20 protein-coding genes, 1 tRNA gene and 1 pseudogene are annotated in these 21,013 nt (G+C 56.9%); 12 read left to right on the forward strand and 10 right to left on the reverse strand.

What is annotated here, in order from left to right; translation table 11 throughout:
* Positions 1–81 precede the first annotated feature (81 nt).
* Positions 82–762: a tetratricopeptide repeat protein gene (locus tag H567_RS0115255; protein ID WP_153306213.1), complete on the reverse strand. Its 681-nt coding sequence runs from the start codon at positions 760–762 to the stop codon at positions 82–84.
* Positions 763–973: 211 nt separating this feature from the next.
* On the opposite strand from H567_RS0115255, the gene H567_RS29885 reads away from it, so the two are divergent.
* Together H567_RS29885 and H567_RS25260 are read left to right on the forward strand one after the other, a co-directional pair.
* Entirely contained in the window at positions 974–1,096 is a 123-nt protein-coding gene (locus H567_RS29885; protein ID WP_279614996.1) for a hypothetical protein, read from the forward strand.
* Positions 1,097–1,254: 158 nt separating this feature from the next.
* Complete coding sequence (locus tag H567_RS25260) at positions 1,255–1,878, forward strand: DedA family protein (protein WP_153306214.1); 624 nt, start codon at positions 1,255–1,257, stop codon at positions 1,876–1,878.
* Here H567_RS25260 and H567_RS28625 read toward each other — a convergent pair.
* On the reverse strand, positions 1,854–2,183 hold the full coding sequence (locus tag H567_RS28625) for a hypothetical protein (protein ID WP_153306215.1): 330 nt from the start codon (positions 2,181–2,183) through the stop codon (positions 1,854–1,856). The genes H567_RS25260 and H567_RS28625 overlap by 25 nt on opposite strands.
* On the reverse strand, positions 2,143–2,487 hold the full coding sequence (cutA, locus tag H567_RS0115275; RefSeq protein WP_035254694.1) for a divalent-cation tolerance protein CutA: 345 nt from the start codon (positions 2,485–2,487) through the stop codon (positions 2,143–2,145). The genes H567_RS28625 and cutA overlap by 41 nt, the downstream gene beginning before the upstream one ends.
* Positions 2,488–2,736: 249 nt before the next feature.
* On the opposite strand from cutA, the gene folD reads away from it, so the two are divergent.
* The gene (folD, locus tag H567_RS0115280; protein ID WP_028322071.1) at positions 2,737–3,645 is read left to right on the forward strand and encodes a bifunctional methylenetetrahydrofolate dehydrogenase/methenyltetrahydrofolate cyclohydrolase FolD; all 909 of its coding nucleotides are present in this window, start codon (positions 2,737–2,739) and stop codon (positions 3,643–3,645) included.
* A 187-nt stretch (positions 3,646–3,832) separates the two neighbouring features.
* Here the strand turns inward: folD and H567_RS0115285 are convergent, their stop codons facing one another.
* Positions 3,833–4,021 (reverse strand): hypothetical protein, encoded by a 189-nt coding sequence (locus tag H567_RS0115285; protein ID WP_028322072.1) that lies wholly within the window; start codon positions 4,019–4,021, stop codon positions 3,833–3,835.
* A gap of 169 nt (positions 4,022–4,190) precedes the next feature.
* On the opposite strand from H567_RS0115285, the gene H567_RS0115290 reads away from it, so the two are divergent.
* From H567_RS0115290 to H567_RS0115310, 5 genes are all read left to right on the forward strand, one after another.
* A tRNA-Pro gene (locus H567_RS0115290) sits at positions 4,191–4,267 on the forward strand.
* Positions 4,268–5,503: 1,236 nt separating this feature from the next.
* A complete protein-coding gene (locus tag H567_RS0115295) occupies positions 5,504–7,213 on the forward strand; it encodes a hypothetical protein (protein WP_028322073.1) in 1,710 nt (569 codons plus the stop codon).
* 332 nt (positions 7,214–7,545) lie between these two features.
* Positions 7,546–8,643, forward strand: a complete 1,098-nt coding sequence (locus tag H567_RS25265) for an efflux RND transporter periplasmic adaptor subunit (RefSeq protein ID WP_035254673.1) — start codon at positions 7,546–7,548, stop codon at positions 8,641–8,643.
* Between the two features lie 40 nt (positions 8,644–8,683).
* Entirely contained in the window at positions 8,684–11,782 is a 3,099-nt protein-coding gene (locus H567_RS25270) for an efflux RND transporter permease subunit (RefSeq protein WP_035254675.1), read from the forward strand.
* Positions 11,783–11,793: 11 nt separating this feature from the next.
* Positions 11,794–12,423, forward strand: a complete 630-nt coding sequence (locus H567_RS0115310; RefSeq protein WP_028322074.1) for a DUF47 domain-containing protein — start codon at positions 11,794–11,796, stop codon at positions 12,421–12,423.
* A 93-nt stretch (positions 12,424–12,516) separates the two neighbouring features.
* Here H567_RS0115310 and H567_RS29890 read toward each other — a convergent pair whose 3' ends face one another.
* Positions 12,517–12,645, reverse strand: coding sequence for a hypothetical protein (locus tag H567_RS29890; protein ID WP_279614997.1), 129 nt, complete (start codon positions 12,643–12,645; stop codon positions 12,517–12,519).
* 261 nt (positions 12,646–12,906) lie between these two features.
* Between H567_RS29890 and H567_RS0115320 the strand changes: the two genes are divergently transcribed.
* The gene (locus H567_RS0115320) at positions 12,907–13,182 is read left to right on the forward strand and encodes a hypothetical protein (protein WP_028322076.1); all 276 of its coding nucleotides are present in this window, start codon (positions 12,907–12,909) and stop codon (positions 13,180–13,182) included.
* A 178-nt stretch (positions 13,183–13,360) separates the two neighbouring features.
* Here the strand turns inward: H567_RS0115320 and H567_RS0115325 are convergent, their stop codons facing one another.
* Positions 13,361–14,005 carry a DUF2959 domain-containing protein gene (locus tag H567_RS0115325; RefSeq protein ID WP_028322077.1) on the reverse strand — a complete coding sequence of 215 codons (645 nt, stop codon included), beginning with the start codon at positions 14,003–14,005 and terminating at the stop codon, positions 13,361–13,363.
* Positions 14,006–14,063: 58 nt separating this feature from the next.
* Positions 14,064–14,531, reverse strand: a complete 468-nt coding sequence (locus H567_RS0115330; protein WP_028322078.1) for a MaoC family dehydratase — start codon at positions 14,529–14,531, stop codon at positions 14,064–14,066.
* A 579-nt stretch (positions 14,532–15,110) separates the two neighbouring features.
* Here H567_RS0115330 and H567_RS25275 point away from each other — a divergent pair.
* Together H567_RS25275 and H567_RS0115340 are read left to right on the forward strand one after the other, a co-directional pair.
* Entirely contained in the window at positions 15,111–15,965 is an 855-nt protein-coding gene (locus H567_RS25275) for an SDR family NAD(P)-dependent oxidoreductase (protein WP_051184974.1), read from the forward strand.
* A 360-nt stretch (positions 15,966–16,325) separates the two neighbouring features.
* Complete coding sequence (locus H567_RS0115340) at positions 16,326–17,711, forward strand: carbohydrate porin (protein WP_028322079.1); 1,386 nt, start codon at positions 16,326–16,328, stop codon at positions 17,709–17,711.
* A gap of 93 nt (positions 17,712–17,804) precedes the next feature.
* Here the strand turns inward: H567_RS0115340 and H567_RS0115345 are convergent, their stop codons facing one another.
* The 3 genes from H567_RS0115345 to H567_RS0115355 form a co-directional block, all read right to left on the reverse strand.
* Positions 17,805–18,629 (reverse strand): SDR family NAD(P)-dependent oxidoreductase, encoded by an 825-nt coding sequence (locus H567_RS0115345; RefSeq protein ID WP_028322080.1) that lies wholly within the window; start codon positions 18,627–18,629, stop codon positions 17,805–17,807.
* An 11-nt stretch (positions 18,630–18,640) separates the two neighbouring features.
* Positions 18,641–19,021 (reverse strand): oxidoreductase, encoded by a 381-nt coding sequence (locus tag H567_RS0115350; RefSeq protein WP_028322081.1) that lies wholly within the window; start codon positions 19,019–19,021, stop codon positions 18,641–18,643.
* Positions 19,022–19,213: 192 nt separating this feature from the next.
* Complete coding sequence (locus H567_RS0115355; protein WP_028322082.1) at positions 19,214–20,410, reverse strand: hypothetical protein; 1,197 nt, start codon at positions 20,408–20,410, stop codon at positions 19,214–19,216.
* 285 nt (positions 20,411–20,695) lie between these two features.
* Here H567_RS0115355 and H567_RS29375 point away from each other — a divergent pair.
* A pseudogene (locus H567_RS29375) lies at positions 20,696–21,013 on the forward strand (IS4 family transposase); the annotation flags it as partial.

A 21,013-nucleotide genomic window follows, 5' to 3' on the forward strand; every position in this document is an offset into this window, starting at 1 on the left:
AAAAGAATGAATCCGCAGGGCCGGGCAAAAAACGACGTGGGTACTTTTCCCGGGCGCGGCTGAACCGGCCCGCCGATGACATCAGAGCCGGGCTTCCGCCATCGGTTTAAACATGGAGTTAGGATAGGTTTCCACGAATTCCTTGAAAAGGGCCTCGGCCTTGTCCTCCTGACCGGCCAAATCATACAGACGCGCCAGTTGGTAAACGGCCGACTCTTTGAATGGGCTCTCTTCCTCGGCCACCACCGGGGCAAGCTCCGCAGCGGCCCTGTCAAATTCCCCCTTGTCTTCATAGATGGAAGCGATCGCCAACGCGCTCAGCGCAGGATACGGCGGCTTGTGCGAAACGGCGTCGTTGAACTTGCGGTAGGCCTCGATGGCCTCGTCGTACTGCCCGTCGAGGGCGTAAAGATGCGCCAATTGGGGCAGTGCGAGATCGGCCGCCTTCGACAGCCCGTAATCATCGATCACTTCTGCGAACAGGTCTTTCGCCCGCTTGAGCGCCTCGACGTCGGGATCCGGCCCGAGGTTGTCGCTGACGATCTCGTACGCCTCATTGAAGGCCGTCTGGCCGGCCTTGTTGACATGCTTGAGATACCCCCACCCGGCCAGATACGCGGCGAACACAACGGCCAACCCGATCACGGCGATTTTCACCTGCCGGGTGTGCTCGCTCAGATAGCGCAGGACCTTCTCGGAGAGGGTCAGGAACTCGTCCGGAGACTTCAACAATTCCTTGCGTTTCAATTTTTCTTTTGCCATGGCCTCTGTTTTCTCCTCGCTCGATGAATCGGTCCCGCCCTGCCCGCAAGGCGGAACGGAAATGATTTCCCCGTAGAACCCCTTTTCCAATCCGGATATGAGGATTATTCTTCACACGCTGCGCGTGCTCAGACCCACCCCTCCGGGGTGGGTCACGGTTTCTTCACACCCTTCGGGTGCTCCGTCCCACCCCTTCGCGGCGGGTCCCGGTTTGGCCAACATCAAGGAAATCAAGCGTTTGCGCGGAGGCGACCTGCACGCCGCCGCACAAGCAAACCTGCAGATGGACGCCGAGATGGGCCAAAAAAACCATGTCCGGATGAAATCTAGCTAACAAAAGGCACGCGGGCAGTCAAGGCAAAAAGAGGGCTTGTCTTTTGACGCCCGCCCGCCAATAATGTCCTCGATCGGCGCTTTCCCACAGCCGGCGATCGGCGGGGCCGCCTTCAGGGCCTCGCCCGGTTCCGGAAAACACCTCGAGGAGTCCCCCTGTTGAATCACCTTGACCAGTTTCTCCATTGGATCGGAGACTTGCCCGAAGGAATGATCTATGCGTTGCTCGGGTTCTGCGCCTTTCTGGAAAACCTCTTTCCGCCCATCCCCGGAGACACGATCACCGCCTTCGGCGCCTTCCTGGTCGGGTCCGGAAAGCTGGGTTTCGCCGGCGTCTATGCAGTCACGACCATTGGAAGCCTGGCAGGGTTCCTGGCGCTCTTTCAGGCGGGCAGCTACTTCGGCCGGCATTTCTTCATCGAAAGGGATTTCTGGTTCCTGAAGGCATGCGACATCATCCGCGCCGAGATCTGGTTTCATCGCTACGGCTACGGACTGATCCTGATGAACCGTTTTTTCCCGGGGATCCGTTCGGCAATCGCTCTCTTCGGAGGGTTTTCCCGCCTCAGGCTCCCGGTCGTGGCTCTGCTTTCGATGGTAAGCGCCGCCGTCTGGAACCTCATCTGGATCTCCATGGGCTACGCCCTCGGCAGCAACTGGGATCACGTGCGTGAAAGCATCGACCGCATCCTCTACCGTTATAATGTCGGGCTCGTCATCCTCTTCGCCCTGGCCTGCGGATTCCTGCTCGTCGTCCGTTACCGGCGCCGTCGAAGACCATGAGAGCAGGCCCGTGAGAGGGCCTTCTCTTCGCCTGCCGGCTCCCGCCGGGAGCCCATCCACGAATTGGGATTGGCCTGGCCCGTTTTACCGAAGCGGCGAACAGCGCCGCGCACGAACTGGAGGCAGCTGCTCCGGGCGCCTGCCGGCGAGCGTTCAACGCCTGTGTACTGGTGGCCGGAGGTCTCCAACTGCTCCGGGCGCCTGCCGGCGAGCGAATACAATCCAGTACGTTCGAAGGCGCAGCAAATCTCCCCGATCACCCGGTCACGCCCCAGGCGCCCGCTCGTCCCCCGAGGCCGTTTCACGATCGATCCACTCCAGAAAGGGTTGATATCCGCCCGCTATCGGGATGCTCACAATACAGGGGCACTCATAGCTGTGCATGAATTTCACCGCCTCCACCACACGCGGGACCAGGTCCGACCGCGTCTTGGCCACCAGCACCACCTCACGGTCTTCCTGAACCGCCCCCTCCCACCAGTAGAAGGACTGCATCCCTTCGAAGATGTTCACACAGGCAGCCAAACGCTCCACGACAAGATGCCTGCCGATCCGCCGCGCTTCATCGACGCTGGCGGCCGTCACATAGATCAAATTTCGATCCACCATTCCTCCTCCCTCGGCTTTCCGATCTTGCTGCCATCCAGGCATAAACGCTTCCTTTTCTTCACCGCCTTCGGCCGCTCAGTCCCACCCCTTCGGGCCGGCGGTCAGAGAAACTCTTTGCAAACCAGAGCAAAATGATTTGAATTCCCAAATCAGATGTGCTATTGACCCTTCGGTGGTGCATAAGATTTTTTTCACAAGCCCATCGATTATTCCATTTTTTTAAAGAAAAGTCAGGAAAGGAGATTCGGAATGACCGCCAAATTAATCAAGGGGACCGAAATCAGGGAGCAAATCCTCAAGGAAATCGAGGAAGAGGTCAAACAGATCAAGGAGAAGCATGGCGTCGTACCGGGGCTCGTGACTATCCTGGTGGGTGAAAACCCGGCTTCTATTTCCTATGTCACGCTCAAGATCCAGACGGCCCATCGCGTGGGGTTCAAAGAGGTCCAGGACAGCCAGCCGGTGGACATTTCCGAAGCCGACCTGCTCGCCCTCATCGACAAGTACAACAAGGACGATTCGATCAACGGCATCCTGGTGCAGCTGCCCCTTCCCAAACACATCAACGAGAAGAAGGTCCTCAACGCCATCGACCCTGACAAGGATGTGGACGGCTTCCACCCTGTCAACGTCGGCCGGCTCATGATCGGCGGCAGCGAAGTCAAGTTCCCGCCCTGCACCCCGGCAGGCATTCAGGAGATGATCGTCCGGGCGGGTGTCGAAACCAGCGGCGCCGAGGTCGTGGTGGTCGGCCGCTCCAACATCGTCGGCAAGCCCATCGCCAACATGATGCTCCAGAAAGGCCCCGGGGCCAACTCCACGGTAACGATCGTTCACACACGCACCAAAGACATCGCGTCCCACTGCAAGCGGGCGGATATCCTGATCGTGGCTGCCGGCGTCCCCGGCCTGGTCAAACCCGAGTGGATCAAGCCCGGATCCTGTGTCATTGACGTGGGCGTCAACCGGGTCGGCGAGACCATCAGTGAAAAAACCGGCAAAAAGGTGGCCATCCTGCGCGGCGACGTCGATTTCGACAAGGCGAAGGAGATCGCGGGCTACATCACCCCCGTCCCGGGCGGCGTCGGCCCCATGACCATTACGATGCTGATGAAAAACACCCTGAAATCCCTGAAGTTCCAGCTCGGCATCGCCTGATCCCCTCATCCTGAGCTGTCACCGATAAACAAGGGGCATCGAACCATGGTTCGATGCCCCTTTCTTGTGCAAAACCTTTCAATTCTCAGTCGGCCGGAATGGATCGGCCGAGATGGACAGGCGTCACTCCACCTTCCAGGCGGTGCATTCTCCTGCACCCTGGCCGCCTTTTCTCCGGCTCGGTTTCCTATGCGTATTCGCCTTCCTTCTTCCGCGGAAATTTCCCGCCCATGATGGAGCCGGCCAAAATCGCCATGACAATCACCCAGCCCCAAACGACGAACCAGGAGTGCGTCCAGCTGTACAAAAGGCCTCCTCCCACAAAAGAAGGGACCATCATCACGATTCCGACACCGATTTTTCTCCAGAGATCCATAAAACCCCTCCCTCCCGGATTTTCCGCCGCAAAGCGTTCCTCCTCCGGAACTCGCGGCCGCTTTCCCGGGGCACTCTATATCAAATGCCGGGCACCGGTCAAGCTCTTAAAGAAAAAACGGCTTGATTTCACCCCCTCCCTGGGCTACATTTACGCCATCTCCAACCCACGGGGCGTGGCGCAGTCTGGCAGCGCACTTGCTTTGGGAGCAAGGTGTCGCAGGTTCAAATCCTGCCGCCCCGACCAGGAGAATTTCAGGGTTACGGCCGCAAGCCATAGCCTTTTTTGTGATGGAGCGTCTCAGTAGAGCGCTTTTTATAAAAATGAGACACTTTTTTTGACGGTTCATTGGGCGATGCGCCCTTCTCATCCTCTTGCATGTCGATGAACGCACCGCATTCCGGGCATTGAAGACAGTAAAAGCTGAGCTTCTGCTCGGCTCAGAATGCCGGATGCTCAAGGCACTAGCCGCCCGTGCCCTGATCAGCTTTGTCCAACACAACACTCGATCCGCTCATCTATACCTGCTTCTCTCCCTTGGGCCTGTCCTCCGGACGGCATATGCGCCACTCTGTAAGGTTGTTGTCACCTGAGCCGTCCTTAGGCGGCAAATAATCATTCATGTCGACCTTCACTATCTTTCCGCTGGTTGAGCCTTACAAGTTGGACCGGTTGCCAATCGCGGGTTGGCCTTGACCACCGATTTGGACAGTGGCGGCGTGCAGCCTGGTAGAGTGCGTGCCTTTTCGCCAAGACCTGCGGCCCCCGATCGTAATGACGATCATCAGGAGGAACGAACTCGACGGCGCTGATTTCATGGTCCGTCGTCTGATCCGCTGAGACGGTTTTTTTCGGCTTCCTCGATGCGGCCTGAATACACAAGTAGGTGGACAGAAGTCCGCGGGGCAACTCATCAGAAAAGCAATTCTCACAAAATTGTGAACATTGCGTTTTTTCCTTGACTGCTAAGCAACTAAAGTCTTAGGTGGAAATGACCGTGTGGCGAGCCTCAAAATTTACAAGCTTTACATGATGATAAGCCGGCAGGATGTAAATCAACTCCCAGACATTACTTTAATTTGACTTGAATTCGCGCAGAATGGGAAACAAATAAGACATAAAATACCACATTATCCGCAACTGATTCCCAGCGTGAAAAGGATCATTTAGAGTAATTAAAATTGTGATGTCGAAATATTCAGATACAACTGCATTGTATGAAGTTATTTAAACGCAATAATAAAGAAAAATAAAGACTGCCGTTTAGAAATGTGATAAAAAATATATTATCACTTGGGTCTATCAGAGTGATTTTTGCACTCATGTAATTTCTCCGGATTGTCCATCATGTAACAACAATAAATTGAATCGTCTATATCAGCATAAATGCGTAATTGAATCCAGTGGTCAATGAACGCAAATCTAATCGCTGCAAACAGTTTTTCTGGCTTATTGAAGGGGGAAATTATGAAATGCGTTGCGATGAAGAGAGTGTTTTTTCTTTTTCTTATGGTTTTCTTTACCCATTTTTTTCCTGGTGAGACATGCGCTGAGATTTCTCTGCTGACAAAGGCAGCGGTTCTAAAAGAAAACCTGCTGAACAGCGGTTATCAGGTGTTGGGAGACCTGAATTATGAAAACTATGTAGAGCTCAATTTCATGAAGCTCTATTGCGAGGGGCTCATCGACTCTTGCAACGGCAATAACGTCACCAATCGTTACCTCGCAGCCCTGGTTCCGCCCCTGCCGGGGCAAGCCCCGACATTCTTGCCCGTTATATTTCGCCTTCGGAGGAACGAGGCGGTCGTCCTCATCGGGCCGACGCCTCCCCCGTGCGACTACTTCAGCTACGCCACCTTTCTATTCTCCCGCTACGAGGAGGGATGGGGCCCGGCGGACAGCCACAAGATCTTCTCGAGCTTCGGAGATCCCATTAATCGATTCACCATTAAGACGTTCGGGGGAGAATTCAGCAGCAATATCGTCCTGATCTTCACCGCCGACAGGAAAACGAACGAGGCCATCCGTGCCGCAGCCATCCGCGCAGGCTTCCTCGGCCGGGTCAACACTTCTGTCATCCCGTCGAGTCTTCTCAAGACCAATGATGCCCTGGATGAGACCACCGATGAGATCATCATCGGTCAGCGGACGGCCTTGTGGAAGGACGGCACAAGCGATGGTGGAGGCTACCTCGAAAACCCGGGTGTCGTGGTGTTCCGCGTCACACCCCCGAATCTTTCTCACGATCCATTCCCCACCCCACCCCAAATGGTCCGGGGCACCGGCCAAACGGAATTCGACCTCGCTCCGGCAGTGGACGGGCTCCGAAGGGCCATCCTGGACACATACCCAGGCCGATCCGCTCAGGAGCTGACGACCGATCAATGGATCATGCAAAGCCCCGTCGCGCTCCAAACGTTGACAAACACCTTGGGGGACAGCAGTGATGCCGCCTATTTGATGACTCAGGAATTCTTCAAGCTCTCGGAGGACCCTGATGACTTTCTCATTATTTACGGCGTCAACCATCAAAAGAGCGGCAAGGCCACCTACCATAACTTCAGTATTTACCAGGCATATAAGTACTGCGGGATAGCAACAGGATTCGATCATTGTTATTCGCCGGACTGTTTCAGCTTCGCAGGCAGTGCCAGTTCTTATCTTCCATATGGGCCCCCCAGTGAAGTCGATAAACTGTACGCCATCAAAGTAGCACGCCACTGCGACGGTGAACCTTACTGTATGGAGGTCCCCATCGCTGGATGCGGCGAGGGTACGGAACTCGATGATGAGATGTTTGTCGCGTTCAGGGCGTATGTAGAACCCAGCACAAAGACCGGCCCGAGCTACACGGAACTGCTGTTTGACCGGGCGATCCATTTTACGGCAACTCCGCCTTCGCTGGAGCTGCTTTCCACGACTGTCGAGAGCGATTACCCTGAACCTGCAGAAGTCTCGTTCTGGGTCTCTTCCGGAGCACCGGTTCGCTGGGAAGCATCGATCGAATACCCGGATGATGTCAGCGGCGCGACGATAGAACCGAACCAGGGAGAGATCTCCGCCGTAGACGAGAAGGTTTCCTTCTACGTCACGGGAGCTCACCCGGGCTCCTACCACATAAAGATCAACGTAAAGGACGGGCAGAACAGGTTCGCAGCCAATGAAGTAATCGTCGTCCTGAATCAACCCTAACCTAGCCTGTCCCCTGCGCCGGTGGCCTTGGGGGCAGGGGGCAAGCCTCTTTTTCGCTGGATGGCTGCTATTGAAAGCCTCTCAAGGGGCGGGTCTGTACTAAGGAAAATTATCACACGGAAAGCTTCAAACTTCTTGTCCATTTCACGCAAAAGGAGGGGATTCACCCGAATTCATTTAAATTGACACACTGGGGTTCCATATCGTAGGTTCCCATCGTTGGGCAAGCAACGCTGCGTCACCCTGTCCGCTCGCGATGGATTCAGGCGGAGCGACCGAAAGGCGCACGTCCTGAAAAGACTGTTGAAACCGCTCCCTGAGGATGTGATGCCGTGAAACGCCTCCTGCTTCCTCTGCTTCTCTCGCTGCTGTGCCAAGGCTGTTCGGAGGACCCCCAGGCCCCGTCGGCGGCCCCCCCTCCCGTTCCCGTCACCGTGTCAATCTCGACTAAAAAGGAAATGCCTCTCGTACTGGACGCCCCCGGTCAAGTGGAGCCGGTCAGGACCGTCTCCATTCTCAGCCGGGTCACGGGGCAGCTCGAAAAAATCGGGTTCGGTGAGGGACAGAACGTCGCAAAAGACGAAGTCCTTTTTACGATCGACTCGAAGCCTTTTGTCGAGAAGATCCGCGAGGCCGAGTCGCGGCTCGCCATGCACCGCGCGAACCTCGAATTCCAACGCGCCGAGGCGCGGCGTTATGCCGGCATGGTCGGCGAAGGCACGGTTTCGGAATCCGACATCGAAAAGACCCGCGCCGATGCCATGGCCACCGAGGCCCTGATCCGGGCCGATGGCGCATGCCTGGCGCAGGCCAGGCTCGATTTGTCCTACTGCACCATCCGGGCGCCTTTTGCGGGCCGGACCGGCAGCCGGCTCGTGCACGAAGGGGCTATCGTGGAAGCCAACACGACCGTCCTGACGGTGATCAACCAGATGACCCCTATCCATGTTCGATTCGCGGTGCCCGAGAGGCACCTCACCACCATTCGGCACTATATGACGCAGCACCCGCTCGAGGTCCTGGCCTTCACAGACGGGGGGGCGAAAACGCCCCTTTCCGGCCGGCTCGTTTTCATCGACAACGCCATCGACGCGGCAACCGGGATGATCGCCCTGAAGGCGGAGTTCGAAAATGCGGACCAGATCCTCTGGCCGGGTCAATACGTTCAGGCGCGCCTCATTCTGGATCTTCAGAAAGACGCCTTGACGGTGCCGCTGAACGCGGTCATGACCGGCCAGCAAGGGTTCTACCTGTTTGTGGTGCGCCAGGACAACACCGCAGCAGTGCGGGCGGTGGACGTGGACCGACGGATCGGCGGCGAGGCGGTCATATCCAGTGGGCTCGAAGGCGGTGAAACGGTTGTCCTGACCGGCCAGAACAAGCTGCAGGAAGGCTTCAAGGTCAGGATCCTCGAAGCGCTTCAGCGCTAAGGGGCCGGCGACCGGCGGGCATCGAGGGGGAGGCCGCTTTATGAACATCTCCGAGATCTGGATCAGAAGGCCCGTCATGACCATCATGGTTATGGCGGGGCTCCTGTTTCTGGGAATCCTCTCCTACAAAAAGCTGCCCATCGGCAACCTCCCCAACGTGGATTTCCCGACCATCAGCGTCACCGCCTCCCTTCCAGGAGCCGACCCCGAAACCATGGCGGCCACTGTGGCCACCCCCCTCGAGAAGAAGTTCTCCTCCATCGCCGGGATCGACTCCATGGCCTCCCAGAGCGTGCTCGGACAAACCACCATCAACATCCAGTTCAATCTCGAACGCGACATAGACGCCGCCGCCCTGGATGTGAACGCGGCCATCGCCGCCGCGATGGGCGTGCTGCCCGAGAGCATGCCCAATCCGCCCGTCTACAACAAAGTCAACCCGGCCGATATGCCCATCATCTTTCTGGCCTTGAGCGCGGACGACCTGCCCGTGAGCGACCTGCAGGATTTCGGGGAGAATGTCATGATCCCGCGCCTTTCCGCCATCAACGGGATTGCAGAGGTGGACATACTCCCGGCGCAGCGTTACGCCGTCCGGATCCAGATCAACCCGAAGGCCTTGGCGAGCCGCGGGATCGGCATCGATGAAGTGTCGGCGGGCGTGAGCGCGGGCAACGTGAACCTCCCGGGCGGGACGCTCGACGGAGCGCGGATCAGCTACACCATGCAGAGCAACGGGCAGCTCATGCGGGCGGAGGATTACGAAGGCCTGATCGTTTGCTATCAGAACGGCTACCCCGTGCGGATCGAAGACATCGGCAGGGCCGTGGCGAGCGTCGAAAACGAGCGGAACACTGCCTGGTTCATGAAGGATGGGGAAAAGCGCAAGGCCGTATTCGCCCGGGTCCGGAAGCAGGTCGGCACCAACACGGTTTTTCTGGCCGAGCAGGTCAAAGCGAAACTCCCCGCGATCGCCAAGGCCATGCCCGGAGCCATGAGCCTCGACATCCTCTACGACCAGTCCTTCTTCATCAAGGAGTCGATCCGCGACGTCCAGTACACGATGATCCTGACCATCTGCCTCGTCCTGGTGGTCATGTTCCTCTTCATCCGGGCCATCAGGCCCACGCTGATCCCGAGCGTCGTCATCCCGCTCTCTCTGGTGGCGACTTTTCCCGTCATGGCGCTCTACGGCTACACCCTCGACAACCTCTCCCTCATGGCCATGACCCTGGCCATCGGCTTTGTCGTCGATGACGCCATCGTGGTGGTGGAAAACATCATCCGGCGGATCGAACTCGGGGAGCAGGCCCTCGAGGCATCGCTGCGCGGTTCCCGGGAAATCGGTTTCACCATCCTCTCGATGACCATCTCGCTCGTGGCGGTCTTCATCCCCATCATGTTCATGGGCGGGATCATCGGCCGGCTCTTCAGGGAATTCGCCGTGGTCATCACGACCGCCATCCTGGCCTCCGGCTTCATTTCCCTCACGCTGACGCCCATGCTGAGCAGCCGTTTTCTCAAGGGCATGTCCGGCCGATCATCCGTCCACAGCCGTTTCTACAAGTCATCTGAGAGGGTTTTCGAAGGGGCCGCCTCCGTCTATGGGAAGACCCTGACTTTCTGCCTCGAGCACCGCTTCTGGATGCTGATCTTGACCGTCATCGTCATGGGTGGAATGGTTTTTCTGTATCAGCGCATCCCGAAAGGGTTCATCCCCAATCAGGACCAGAACTTCTTCCGCATCTTTTCCCAGGCGGAGGACAGGACATCCTACCACGAGATGTTCCGCATCCAGGACACGCTCAACAGCCTCCTCCTTCAGGACCCGGACTGCGCGGAGGCGTCCATGGGCTCCGTCGCCGGGTTCTCAGGGGACTGCAGCGGCATCGTCTTCATAAGCCTGAAGGAACGGGCGGAACGCACCGCCTCGGTGGACGAGATCATCGCACGGCTGAGGCCCCGGCTGAACCAGATCCCGGGGGTGTTCGTCGCCCTGACCAATCCGCCTTTGATCACCATCGGGTCCCGCCTCGCCACCACCCAGTGGCAGTTCACCCTACAGAGCACGGACCTCGACGATCTTTACGAATACGGCACGCTCATGGAAGAGAAGCTGCGGAGCATCCCTCAACTTATCGATGTCAAATCGGATCTTCAGTTCCGGAAGCCCACCCTCGACATCGACGTCGACCGCGACATGGCCTCCTATTACGGTCTGACCCTGGACCAGATCCAAAACGCCTTTTACTCCGGCTATGCCTCCCGCCAGATCTCCACGATCTACACCTCGAGCAACTTCTATTACGTGTACCTGGAATTCCTGCCCGAATACCGGGGAAACCCGGAGGCGGTGGAATCCCTTTATGTTCGGTCTTCAAACGGGACCCTGGTGCCCATCAAGCAGGTGGCGCGGTTCAGAGAGTCTGTTTCAGCCCTGAGCGTCAACCACTCGGGCCAGATCCCCGCCGCCAACATCGCCTTCAACCTGAAGCCGGGAGCCTCCATCGGCGTCGTCATGCCCGAGATCGAGAAGTTCGCCGAGGAAAAGCTCCCCGCCACCATGAGCACCGGATTCCAGGGATCGGCCCAGGCCTTCAAATCCTCCTTTGCCAGCATGGGATTCCTTCTGCTCGTGACCGTGGTCGTCATCTACATGATCCTCGGCATTCTCTACGAGAGTTTCATCCACCCGGTCACCATCCTGACCGCCCTACCGCTCGCCGGGTTCGGAGCCCTGGCCGCGCTCTCGCTGTTTGGCAAGGAGCTGGATCTTTACGCTTACGTTGGTCTTATCATGCTGGTGGGCATCGTGAAGAAAAACGGCATCATGATGGTAGACTTCGCCATCGAAGCCGAACGTAGGGAAAGGCTCACCTCGCTGGCGGCGATCCACCAGGCCTGCCTCATCCGCTTCAGGCCGATCATGATGACGACCCTGGCCGCTCTGATCGGCGCGCTCCCCATCGCACTCGGGCTCGGCGCCGGGGGCGATGCCCGGCAGTCCCTGGGCATCTCGGTGGTGGGGGGGCTGCTTTTTTCGCAGCTCATGACCCTGTACATCACCCCTGTCTTCTATGTTTACCTGGACGGGCTCAGCAACCGGCTGCAGCGCCGCAAGGGCGCTCCCGTGCCATAAGGGGATTTGCTATGAGTTTCGGGCTCTTCAGCGACACCTTCCCGTTTTACAGGCTCTTCCAGGAGCAGTGGGCCGTCCTGAATCGGGGAACGATCCTGCTTGCAGCCTTGTTGAAGGATCTGCAGGACCTCCCCGGCCGATGCAGCGCCATCCACGAACTCGAAAAGGAACAAATCCGTCTCTTCCGGGAGATCTTCAAGGAACTGTCTCTGACATTCATCCAGCCCCTGGAGCGGGGCGACGTGCACGAACTGAACCGCAGCTTCGACGAGGCCATGCGGGCGATCAAAGCGGTTTCTACGCGCCTCGGCCTCTACGGCTTCGGCCGGCCAAGGGCGGCCGCCTCCGAGATCGCAGCCAACCTGGTTGAAATCAACTCCGAAACCGGATCGATGCTCCAGCACCTGCGCACCGCGACCATTGCTTCTCTGCCTATCGGTAAGATGGACGACATTAGGGAGGAAACGCGGATGCTCTTCCTGGTGGGCGTCGGCGAGCTTTACGAGGGAAAGGTGGAAAACGCTTCCGATCTGCTGGAAATCATCAAGTGGACACAGATCTACGACCGCCTCGAAGAGGCTTTCGACCGGATGTTGGAAACGTCGCGGGCCTTGGCTGCGGTGATTCTCAAGAACCTCTGATCCCCGGCTTCCTTTTGCTTCTTCTCGCCCCGTCTCCTTCCGCCTGTTTCGAATAGATCGAACCACCTTTTCGCTTCGTTAAAAGCAAACGGCTCAATACGAATTCGTTTTCATCCGGAAATGGCCTTCTTGGCCAATCTCGGCGTCAATCTGCACGTTTACTTGTGCGGCGATCTGCAGGTCGCCTCCGCGCAAACGCTTGATTTCCTTGATATTGGCCAAAAATCCCCATTTCCGGATTGGAAACCGGTTTCTACCGGGAAATCTTTTCCGGATGGAAACGAATTTATCGGGTGAAGGGTTCTCTGTTTCCATCCTATCAGCAGCCCCAGCCCCTGACCGAGGGTCCGCCGCGTCGCCTTTCATCGCAAAGATTTCATTTGCATTGACATGATGCGGATTACTCTGATAACGATTTAAAGCGATAGGTACTTTTTACACTCTGTCCCGGAATGATCCCGGCATGGCAAGAGGAGAAACCACATGAAAAAGACGATAGTGAGGAAAGGCGTTCAAATCGGGGCGGCCGTTTTGCTGTTCGCGGCCGGGTGGTTCTGCGGAAACGTTACTCAGCCCAATGCAGAGGCGCAGTTGGATGACATCAAGAAATCGATCATGCAGAAGGCCACCGACCAGGGTGGAACGATCGGCACTGCGGCAAAACTGGGAACCACGATCAACGACATCCAGACGCACCTGGACGCCCTTCAGGAAAACGTCGACACGCTGAATTCGATCAAATCAATGATCGGCGGCTGAGAAGTCCGCTGCCCACCTTCCCCTCGGTCCCCCGCACATCGTCGGCGGCTGAGGGGCAGGAAACCTTGTTTAACCTACGTCGCCTGCCGTGAACTGGGGGTGTCGACCTTTTCGAAAGATGCCCTTCAAGTTTCTCTTCCCCAGGGGTGCCAGGCTCATTCGCGCACAACAAGAAGAATCATTCATTCTCCAAAGACGCGATAAAGGCATCGGCCTGCGCGACGGAGACCTCAATCTCGTTTACCAGTTCGTCTACGTTCGTCTCGACGCTGATCAATTCCCGGCTAAGGCCGGCAATCGCCATGGCGTTGAGGTTGTGCTTCATGAACAGGACCTGATCACGCAGCGGGACCAGGGCCGGCTCCAGCCTCGATTCGGCCCTTTTCATAGCCGTGATCAGTTCTGCGTATTTCTGCTTCGTAAGGTCGTATTTCTGCTGGCTCGACCGCCGCAACGTGTCGCTGGTGTAATGTTTGATCTCCGACCGCCATTCGCTGAACAAGGCCTCGGAGACATCCTCGACCGAGCGGATGCGGGCACGGACTTCTCCCGCCTTGGCTTCGCTCCGCTGCAGCGTCGCGTTGAGCCTGTCGTATTCCTTTTCGAGATCACCCCCTTGGAAGTTGACTACCCGCTTGTATTGCCCCATCGCCGTCAGGAACTGCTCTTTAGCCTCATTCTGGGTGTCGCGCGCCGCCTTGACACGGTCGACCATGATCTCGCGCTTGTGCACCCCCAGCTTTTCCATGGTCCCATAGTACATGCTGCTGCAGCCGCTCAAGCCGAAAATGACAGCAGCGAGAATGAAGGGGCGTATTTTCATACTCATGCTCCTTTGTCCCATTTGCTTTTAAACAATCCAGCTCGACTTACCATGGCCGTCAAACATTACGGCAGAGAATGATGTTTATGCCGTCACAGCGCATTACAACATCCCCCTCCTGATTGATCACTTCCACGAGAGATCGAACGATGCCTCGATCCGGTTTGGAATCGGATTTCCTGGTCTCCAAGACGGTGACCCTCACAGTGAGCGAATCGCCGGGCCGGACGGGTTTTAACCACCAAAGCTCTTTCAGACCGGGCGAACCGACACTCGACACCGGGGATAAATAACGTTCGACCAGCAGGCGCATGGCCATTGCGGCGGTGTGCCACCCGCTTGCCACCAGGCCGCCGAAAGCCGTCTCGCGGGCCTTTACCGGATCCGTGTGAAAAACCTGGGGATCGTAACGCCTGCCGAACTCGATGATTTCTTCCTCCGTCACCGAGACGGTCCCAAGATGGTGGACTGATCCGGGCAGGTAATCCTCGAAGAACCTTTCTTGAACCGGCACGTTCACACCCATGTTCTGCACGTTGATGCTCCTTTTCCTCTCCTAAATGCCCCGCGGAGCGAAACCCGAACCGTAAATGTGGAAAACCCTCCACAGACGCCTGACAAGGCAGAGACAGGACCAAGCCCGAAACGCACCGGCCATGTTGCCCCTTCCTGAACAAGAGCTCTATATATCATATTTATTCTGTCTCTTGGAAGCGTTGGATTCACTTTTACGCACCAACGCGGCCGATATTACACCATCACTTGCGTCTATCGAATCACTCTCCGAGAAAACTTTTGAAACATTTATTCATCCCATGAAGATGCTGATTCGACAAAACCTCAATGATTATGCACTTTGCAACATCGAAAATGCCTTCCCTAAAGATGCGTTGGCTAAACAAATGATTTTTTCATCTGCAGTCACAAACATCCATTCTCATCAAGCGCAAATTATGCTTCCTAGAACAGCATGCCGATGCTAAAATGCGATCGGCTTTCGATTTCATCACATTCTCCATTTGGCGGATATCCTTGGCAACACGTCTTTTAAAAATCCTTTTTGTATCATGAAAAACGCTCACCCGAAAGCAGGAGGAGAATGAGCATGGAAAATGAAAAGCATCCTGGTGACTCCTTTTTTAAAGACAAGGTGGCTATCATCACAGGCGCATCTACAGGCATAGGACTCGGTTTGAGCCGTGGTCTGCTTGCGCGTGGGGCTGAGGTGTACATGTGCAGCCGAACGCCCAAAAACATCGCGGCGGCGGCGGAATCCCTTCGGAAACACGGCGGGCGCGTCCACGCGCAGGTGTTGGACGTGCGCGACGAAGATGCAGTCAACGCCTATATCGAATACGTAGGGAGCAGAGGTCCTATCGACTACATATTCTGCAACGCAGGCGTAGGCTTCGGCCAGGCGTTCACCGTGACCAAAAGAGAGGACTGGAATACGGTTTTCGACGTCAATCTGTTCGGTGTCGTGAACTGCGTTCACGCGGTCTTGCCCATCATGATCAAACAAGGATACGGGCATATCGTGAACACCGCTTCCGTATGCGGGATCGTGCCTCTGCCCTATCAGACCGTCTACGCGGCGTCGAAATATGCCGTTGTGGGGTTCAGCGAGGACCTGCGCTACGAAATGTCCTTCCACAATATCAAGGTGACGACGGTCTGTCCCGGGGCGGTGGATACGATGATCTTCTATCGCACCCTCGATTACAAACTCCACATGGATATGCCGAAGCCGCCCGAGGCGATCAGCATCGACCAGGCAGCCGACGAGATCCTCGAAGGCGTTGAAGCGGGTCGCAATATTATACCCGTTCAGGACTTCGCGCGCAGGATGCACCACGCCATCGGCGCCAACCCGTCGGAGGTCGAAGAAACGATGTGGGCATTGGCGAACCAAAGGCGCGGGGAACCGCAATACCAGGCGGACAAGTTGCCGGGGGAGTGATGCCGATTGCGAACGGCCAGTATCCCAGCACCCGGCCCCGCGCGAACCGTTTCATCCGTGAGGGCTCTTTTCCGGCAATCGCGCGGCGTACGCGTCCGACCGTATAGGCGGCCCTGTGCCGCCGTGGCATAAGCGGCCGGTTTTCTTGATCTCGGGGCAACGTCCTCATTTCCGGATTGGAGCCCCGCTTGCTTTGGACGATCGTTTCCGCAAGGACACGAGCCGGCTGATTTCCACCTCGCATAAACTGCGTGCCCCGGAGGCCGCCCGTCGCGGTGCTGGCTGCAGGAACACCCCGTGGCGGCATCCACCAGGAGGGGCACCCTTTCCTCTGCGATCACCACGGGTATGGAGGTCTCAATGAACCGCCGCTCCTTCAAGAGACAGCTCTATTTGATATGGTTCTCTTCGCTTATCCTTGCCCTCCCATGCGCTGGACAAGCGGCCACCCTTCTGGAAGATCGAACCCCGGAGGCCGGGGGAATTGCCTTGAACCCCCAGACGGTCTACACTTTTCTAGGTTGGGATCAACTGGGCCGCGCCCTGGGTCTGAAAGATGAATGGGGGGTTCGTGTGGGAGGATTCCTCATCCCCGAATTCAACCGGATTGCCTCGGGCGGAGCCGATCCGCACTCGAGTCATGCGAGCCTCGCCGTGGGCATTCACACGTCCGTCGATCTTCAAACGGCCTTCGGCATCCGCGGGGGGACCCTGGGCGTCGAATTCCTCGGGTTTACTGGAGACCCCATCACCCATGCGGCCGGCTGCATCCAGATGTTCAGCAATATGGACGGGTCGCCCCCCAGAGACCGTGTGGAGATGATGCAGGCATGGTGGCATCAGCGTTTGTTCGAAGACAAGCTCACCTTTCATATCGGGAAGATGAACGCGGCCGGCCACTTCGGCACGGTTACGAAACCGGTCATCATCACCGAAACGCACCTTCAGGATCGAAGCAGTGATATCAGCAGCCTGATCTGGGTCCCTGTAGGCCTCAATCCGACCTTGCTGACCATCCTCCCGGCCTATTACAACACGGCGTACGGGGCCACGGTCCACTTTGCCCCTACCCGGGAGTTCTATGCTTCCTACGGGTTTTTCGACGGTAATTTAGCCCGGGGCGTACAAACGGGCCTCAAGTGGAAGCCCCATTTCAACAGCTATACCCTTCACATTGGAGAGATGGGATATTCCTGGCGGGTGGGAGAGCATCGCAAGCCGGGGCGGTTGGGGGTCGGGGCATGGGCGCAGACAGGAGACTTCTACACCCCCGCCCTGACCCTGGAGGATGGGGCGGAAGGGTATTATCTGTTTGCCAACCAGCGGCTGTGGTACATGCGGCCGAACATCAACAACGCCGGAATCATAAGCTATTTTCAATACGCGCACACCGGCGCCGATTCGTTGATGGTCAATGATTATGTAGGCGCAGGCCTCAGCGGGGTAGGTCTGGTGCCCGGGCGTCCATACGACACCATCAGTGCAGGGATGGCCTGGTCGGGACTGAACGATCTCCCGGGCGCAGGAGCGTTCTTCTGCCCCGAGACTCCGTCCTCGTCGAACGACCTCCGGGGGCACGAGCTGATGCTGCAGGCCGCATATTTGACCACTCTTGTTTTCGAGACCTCCAAGGCCTTCTGGACGCTCACCCCGCAGTTGGCCTACACCTATATCCCCACTCCAGGACGGCGTCCAGACCTCGATGCGGCCCATGTATTCACGCTACGATTCGTTGTATTGTTTTGAGACGGCTGTCCCTCCGCGGCGGTCCAAGACGCCGCGGAGGAGTTTCCTATGCAACCCTTCTGTTTACGCATCGATCGATGCACACCTGCAGGACTATATCGATGTAAAGTCCCCGGCCTTTCTGGCCCGGGCCACTCCCAGCAGATAGGTATCCAAGAATGCATCCGTGCTCGGCATATAGGCCGCTCCCAGGGCCATGTTGACGCACCCGCTCCGGTCGTCCTCGGTGACAAAGATGACGCGCTTGTTCTCCGCCGCACCCTTGAGCACCGCCGCCGCGCACTCCTCCGGCGTGATCGCGTTGGTTGGAGCCCCGCCGGCCCCTTCCCAAATAGCGGTGGCCACAGTGCCTGGAATAACCGTTGAAAAGCGGACGCCGTCATCCCAATACTCATAGCGCAGCGAGTTGGTCATGCCCAGGAGCGCCGCTTTGGTAGCGGCATACATGCTCTGCAGGGGGAAATTCACGAAGGCGATGCCGGAGGCGGTATTACAGATGTGGCCGCTCTTCGCCTTCTTCATGTAAGGCAGCGCCGCCCGGATCCCGTAGAGCGCACCGTAGAAGTTGATGGCGAAGGCCTTGGCCCAGTCGTCATTCCCAAGGTCGTCGAAGGCGCCGCTGAGGCCGAGGCCGGCGTTGTTGAACAGCAGGTCCAGCCGGCCGCCGCCGAAGGCCGCCGCCCCATCCACCATGGCTTTGACGCTCTCCTCACGGGTCACGTCGGTCCTTACGCCCTGCACCTTGCCAGGATAACGCCCGCTCAGGCGCTCCACGTGTTTCTTCAGATTGGCTTCGTTGATATCGGCCATGGTCACGGCCCTGGCGCCCATCTCCAGCATCGCCTCCACCAGCGCCAGCCCGATTCCCGAGGCGCCGCCGGTCACGGCGGCTACTTTGTCTACAAAGTATTCTTTCATTTTTTTCCTCCTCATCTTTCGACGTCGCCGACCATCCACCCGTCATATCCGTTGAAAATATGCGGCATCAACCGCTGCGTTTCTTCCGGCCTGTATTCATAGCAGATGGAAGAAGTTGTCTGATAGTTGTCGTTATTGTTCAAAAATGCGCCAAGCAAACGCTTCGGGGCGAGTTGGTTGGGCATCCCCGCGCCGTGGCCGTTCATGACGCGCGTAATTTCGATAATGATAAGACCTGTGCCTCCCTTTGCCCTCTCCTCGTAGAAGGCGATGATGTCGTCGCTTAGGCCTCCTCCGGGCGCCGCGAGGTTCGTTCCCATGGCGGTCATGGCGACCCGGTTCTTGAGCGTCAATCGTCCTATGTGGATGGGGCTGTTCAATATTTCATACATTTTCCGACCCCTTCCATCGCCTTTGTCTTCCGGTTATAGCGAGACTGAACCTGCGCGCAGCCAGTGCATGTCGAGGCTGCGCTGAACCCCAGCCGCCGACGGATGTTCTGCCGAAGATGCAGCCTGGACAACCACTTCCTCCTAACAGACTGTCAAAAAATGGTCTTTTGCCCAGTTACTGTCCATCCCGTGTCACACCGGCATCTCGCGCCTTTGAACCTTCCTCAAGGTTTCGAGTTGGTAGAGCAGGTAAAGCAGGACACATCCATTGGCAGCGAGGATCGCCCCAAGGATCAGCCCCGGGATCAGGTTGGAGACAAGCATCGTCGTGCCGAAGAGAATAGTCAGGATGTTCATGAGAAGGAGCGCGGAGTCGATCTTGATACGGATCGGCGGGATCGGCCCGCCGGACTTTCTCTCCTTCAGCAGGGGAAGGCTGACCTTTGCGATGGTGACAATCCCCCCGGCTATGTTGAGCACGCCAACCATGAAGGTCAGCGCTACGACCAGGATACCGGGGATGATGCAGGAGACGATTCCAAGACCCCCGAAGACGAACCCCAGCAGAATGACGAGCCAGCTTCTCTCGAAAGCCCCGATCGGCGTACTGCCGACTGCCAGCATCTGGATGCCGAACAGGACCATCAGAAGACCGAGCTGAGCGCTGGGAGAAAACGGGATCAAACCGAGGTTCACCGGCAGGAGCAGAAGCCCTAGAAGCAGCATGAAAACGCCCATCATCAGCAGCATGGCATTGTCCAGGGAAAGGCCCGTCGCGCTGTCGGAGGCTTGACCGGCCGGGGGATGGCGCCGGCTGATTTTCTGCACAACGCAGGCCAGGTAGACGAGTGCAAGACCATAGAGAAGGGCGGCGGAAGCGACCAGGGAACCCGGCACGAGGTTTGGTTTGAAGATCAGCACCGCAATCAGGATCTGTACGAGGTAGACCGTACAGCATGCGACGATGAGGTAGTTGAAGATGCCGCCGTAGGTTCTCCAGAGCCGCGCTTTGTCTTTGGCAAGGACCATCTGCAGCAGAAGGAAAAGACCGCCCACCCCGAACAACAAGGTGAGGAGCATGCGGGGGACATTTCCAAGCAGGTCCGGGATGAAGCAGGTGACAATCCCGACTGCCGCCACAGTTATCCCGCAGAACATGACGGGCCCGTTGCGCTTGAAATCGCCGAACGGTGTTTTTCCCATGGCGACGATCTGGAAGGCGAATATGACGAGGAGAAGCCCGAACAGGCCGTTTTCGTAGTATGGGAGGACCCCTGCGTAAACGGGGAAAAGCAGAATGCCCAGTATAAGCATGGCCATCCCTCCGAAAAGAAGGATGACGACCTCCATGGAAAGATCGGCTGCCTGAAAAAGCTTGGATTCCACCATCCGTTCCTTATCCGTCCGGCCAGAAGGTCATACGGCGGATGCCCTGGTTGGAGGTGTTTCTATATGGAATCTGACGTTAATCAAACAACAGTTCTTATACCATTGAACCGATTTCGCCAAGATTTTCGCAGAGTCGCTTGATAATAGCATCAATGTCATTGACTTAAGAGAACACTACCCATGTTTTTGCTTGCGAATATAGTAAGTTATGCTATTATTCCCTCAGTAGAAAAGGGGTCGTATAGTACTTTTCAAGGAGGCGACATATGTTTACAGAAAAATTTCATGAAAATACTGCGGTTGGCACAGAAAGTGCTTTCCATAATTTGTGCCAAACTTGTCGGATTTCTCAATAAATATCTTCATTCCCCTGAATTTTTTCACCAACATCGTTTGTCTGAAAAATATTTTTCCCGCAATCGTAAACTCCCCTTCAGCACTGTAATACTTTTCCTCATGAATTTCGTCCGCTGCTCCTTACAAAAGGAACTTGACGGGTTCTTTCAACTTTTTCTATCTTCCGATCGCTCCGAAAGAAAGGTTACCGCTAGCGCGTTCTGTCGAGCCAGACGCAAAATTTCTTTCGAGGCTTTTGTTGACCTG

The sequence above is a fragment of the Desulfatiglans anilini DSM 4660 genome, from assembly GCF_000422285.1.
GTDB lineage: Bacteria > Desulfobacterota > DSM-4660 > Desulfatiglandales > Desulfatiglandaceae > Desulfatiglans > Desulfatiglans anilini.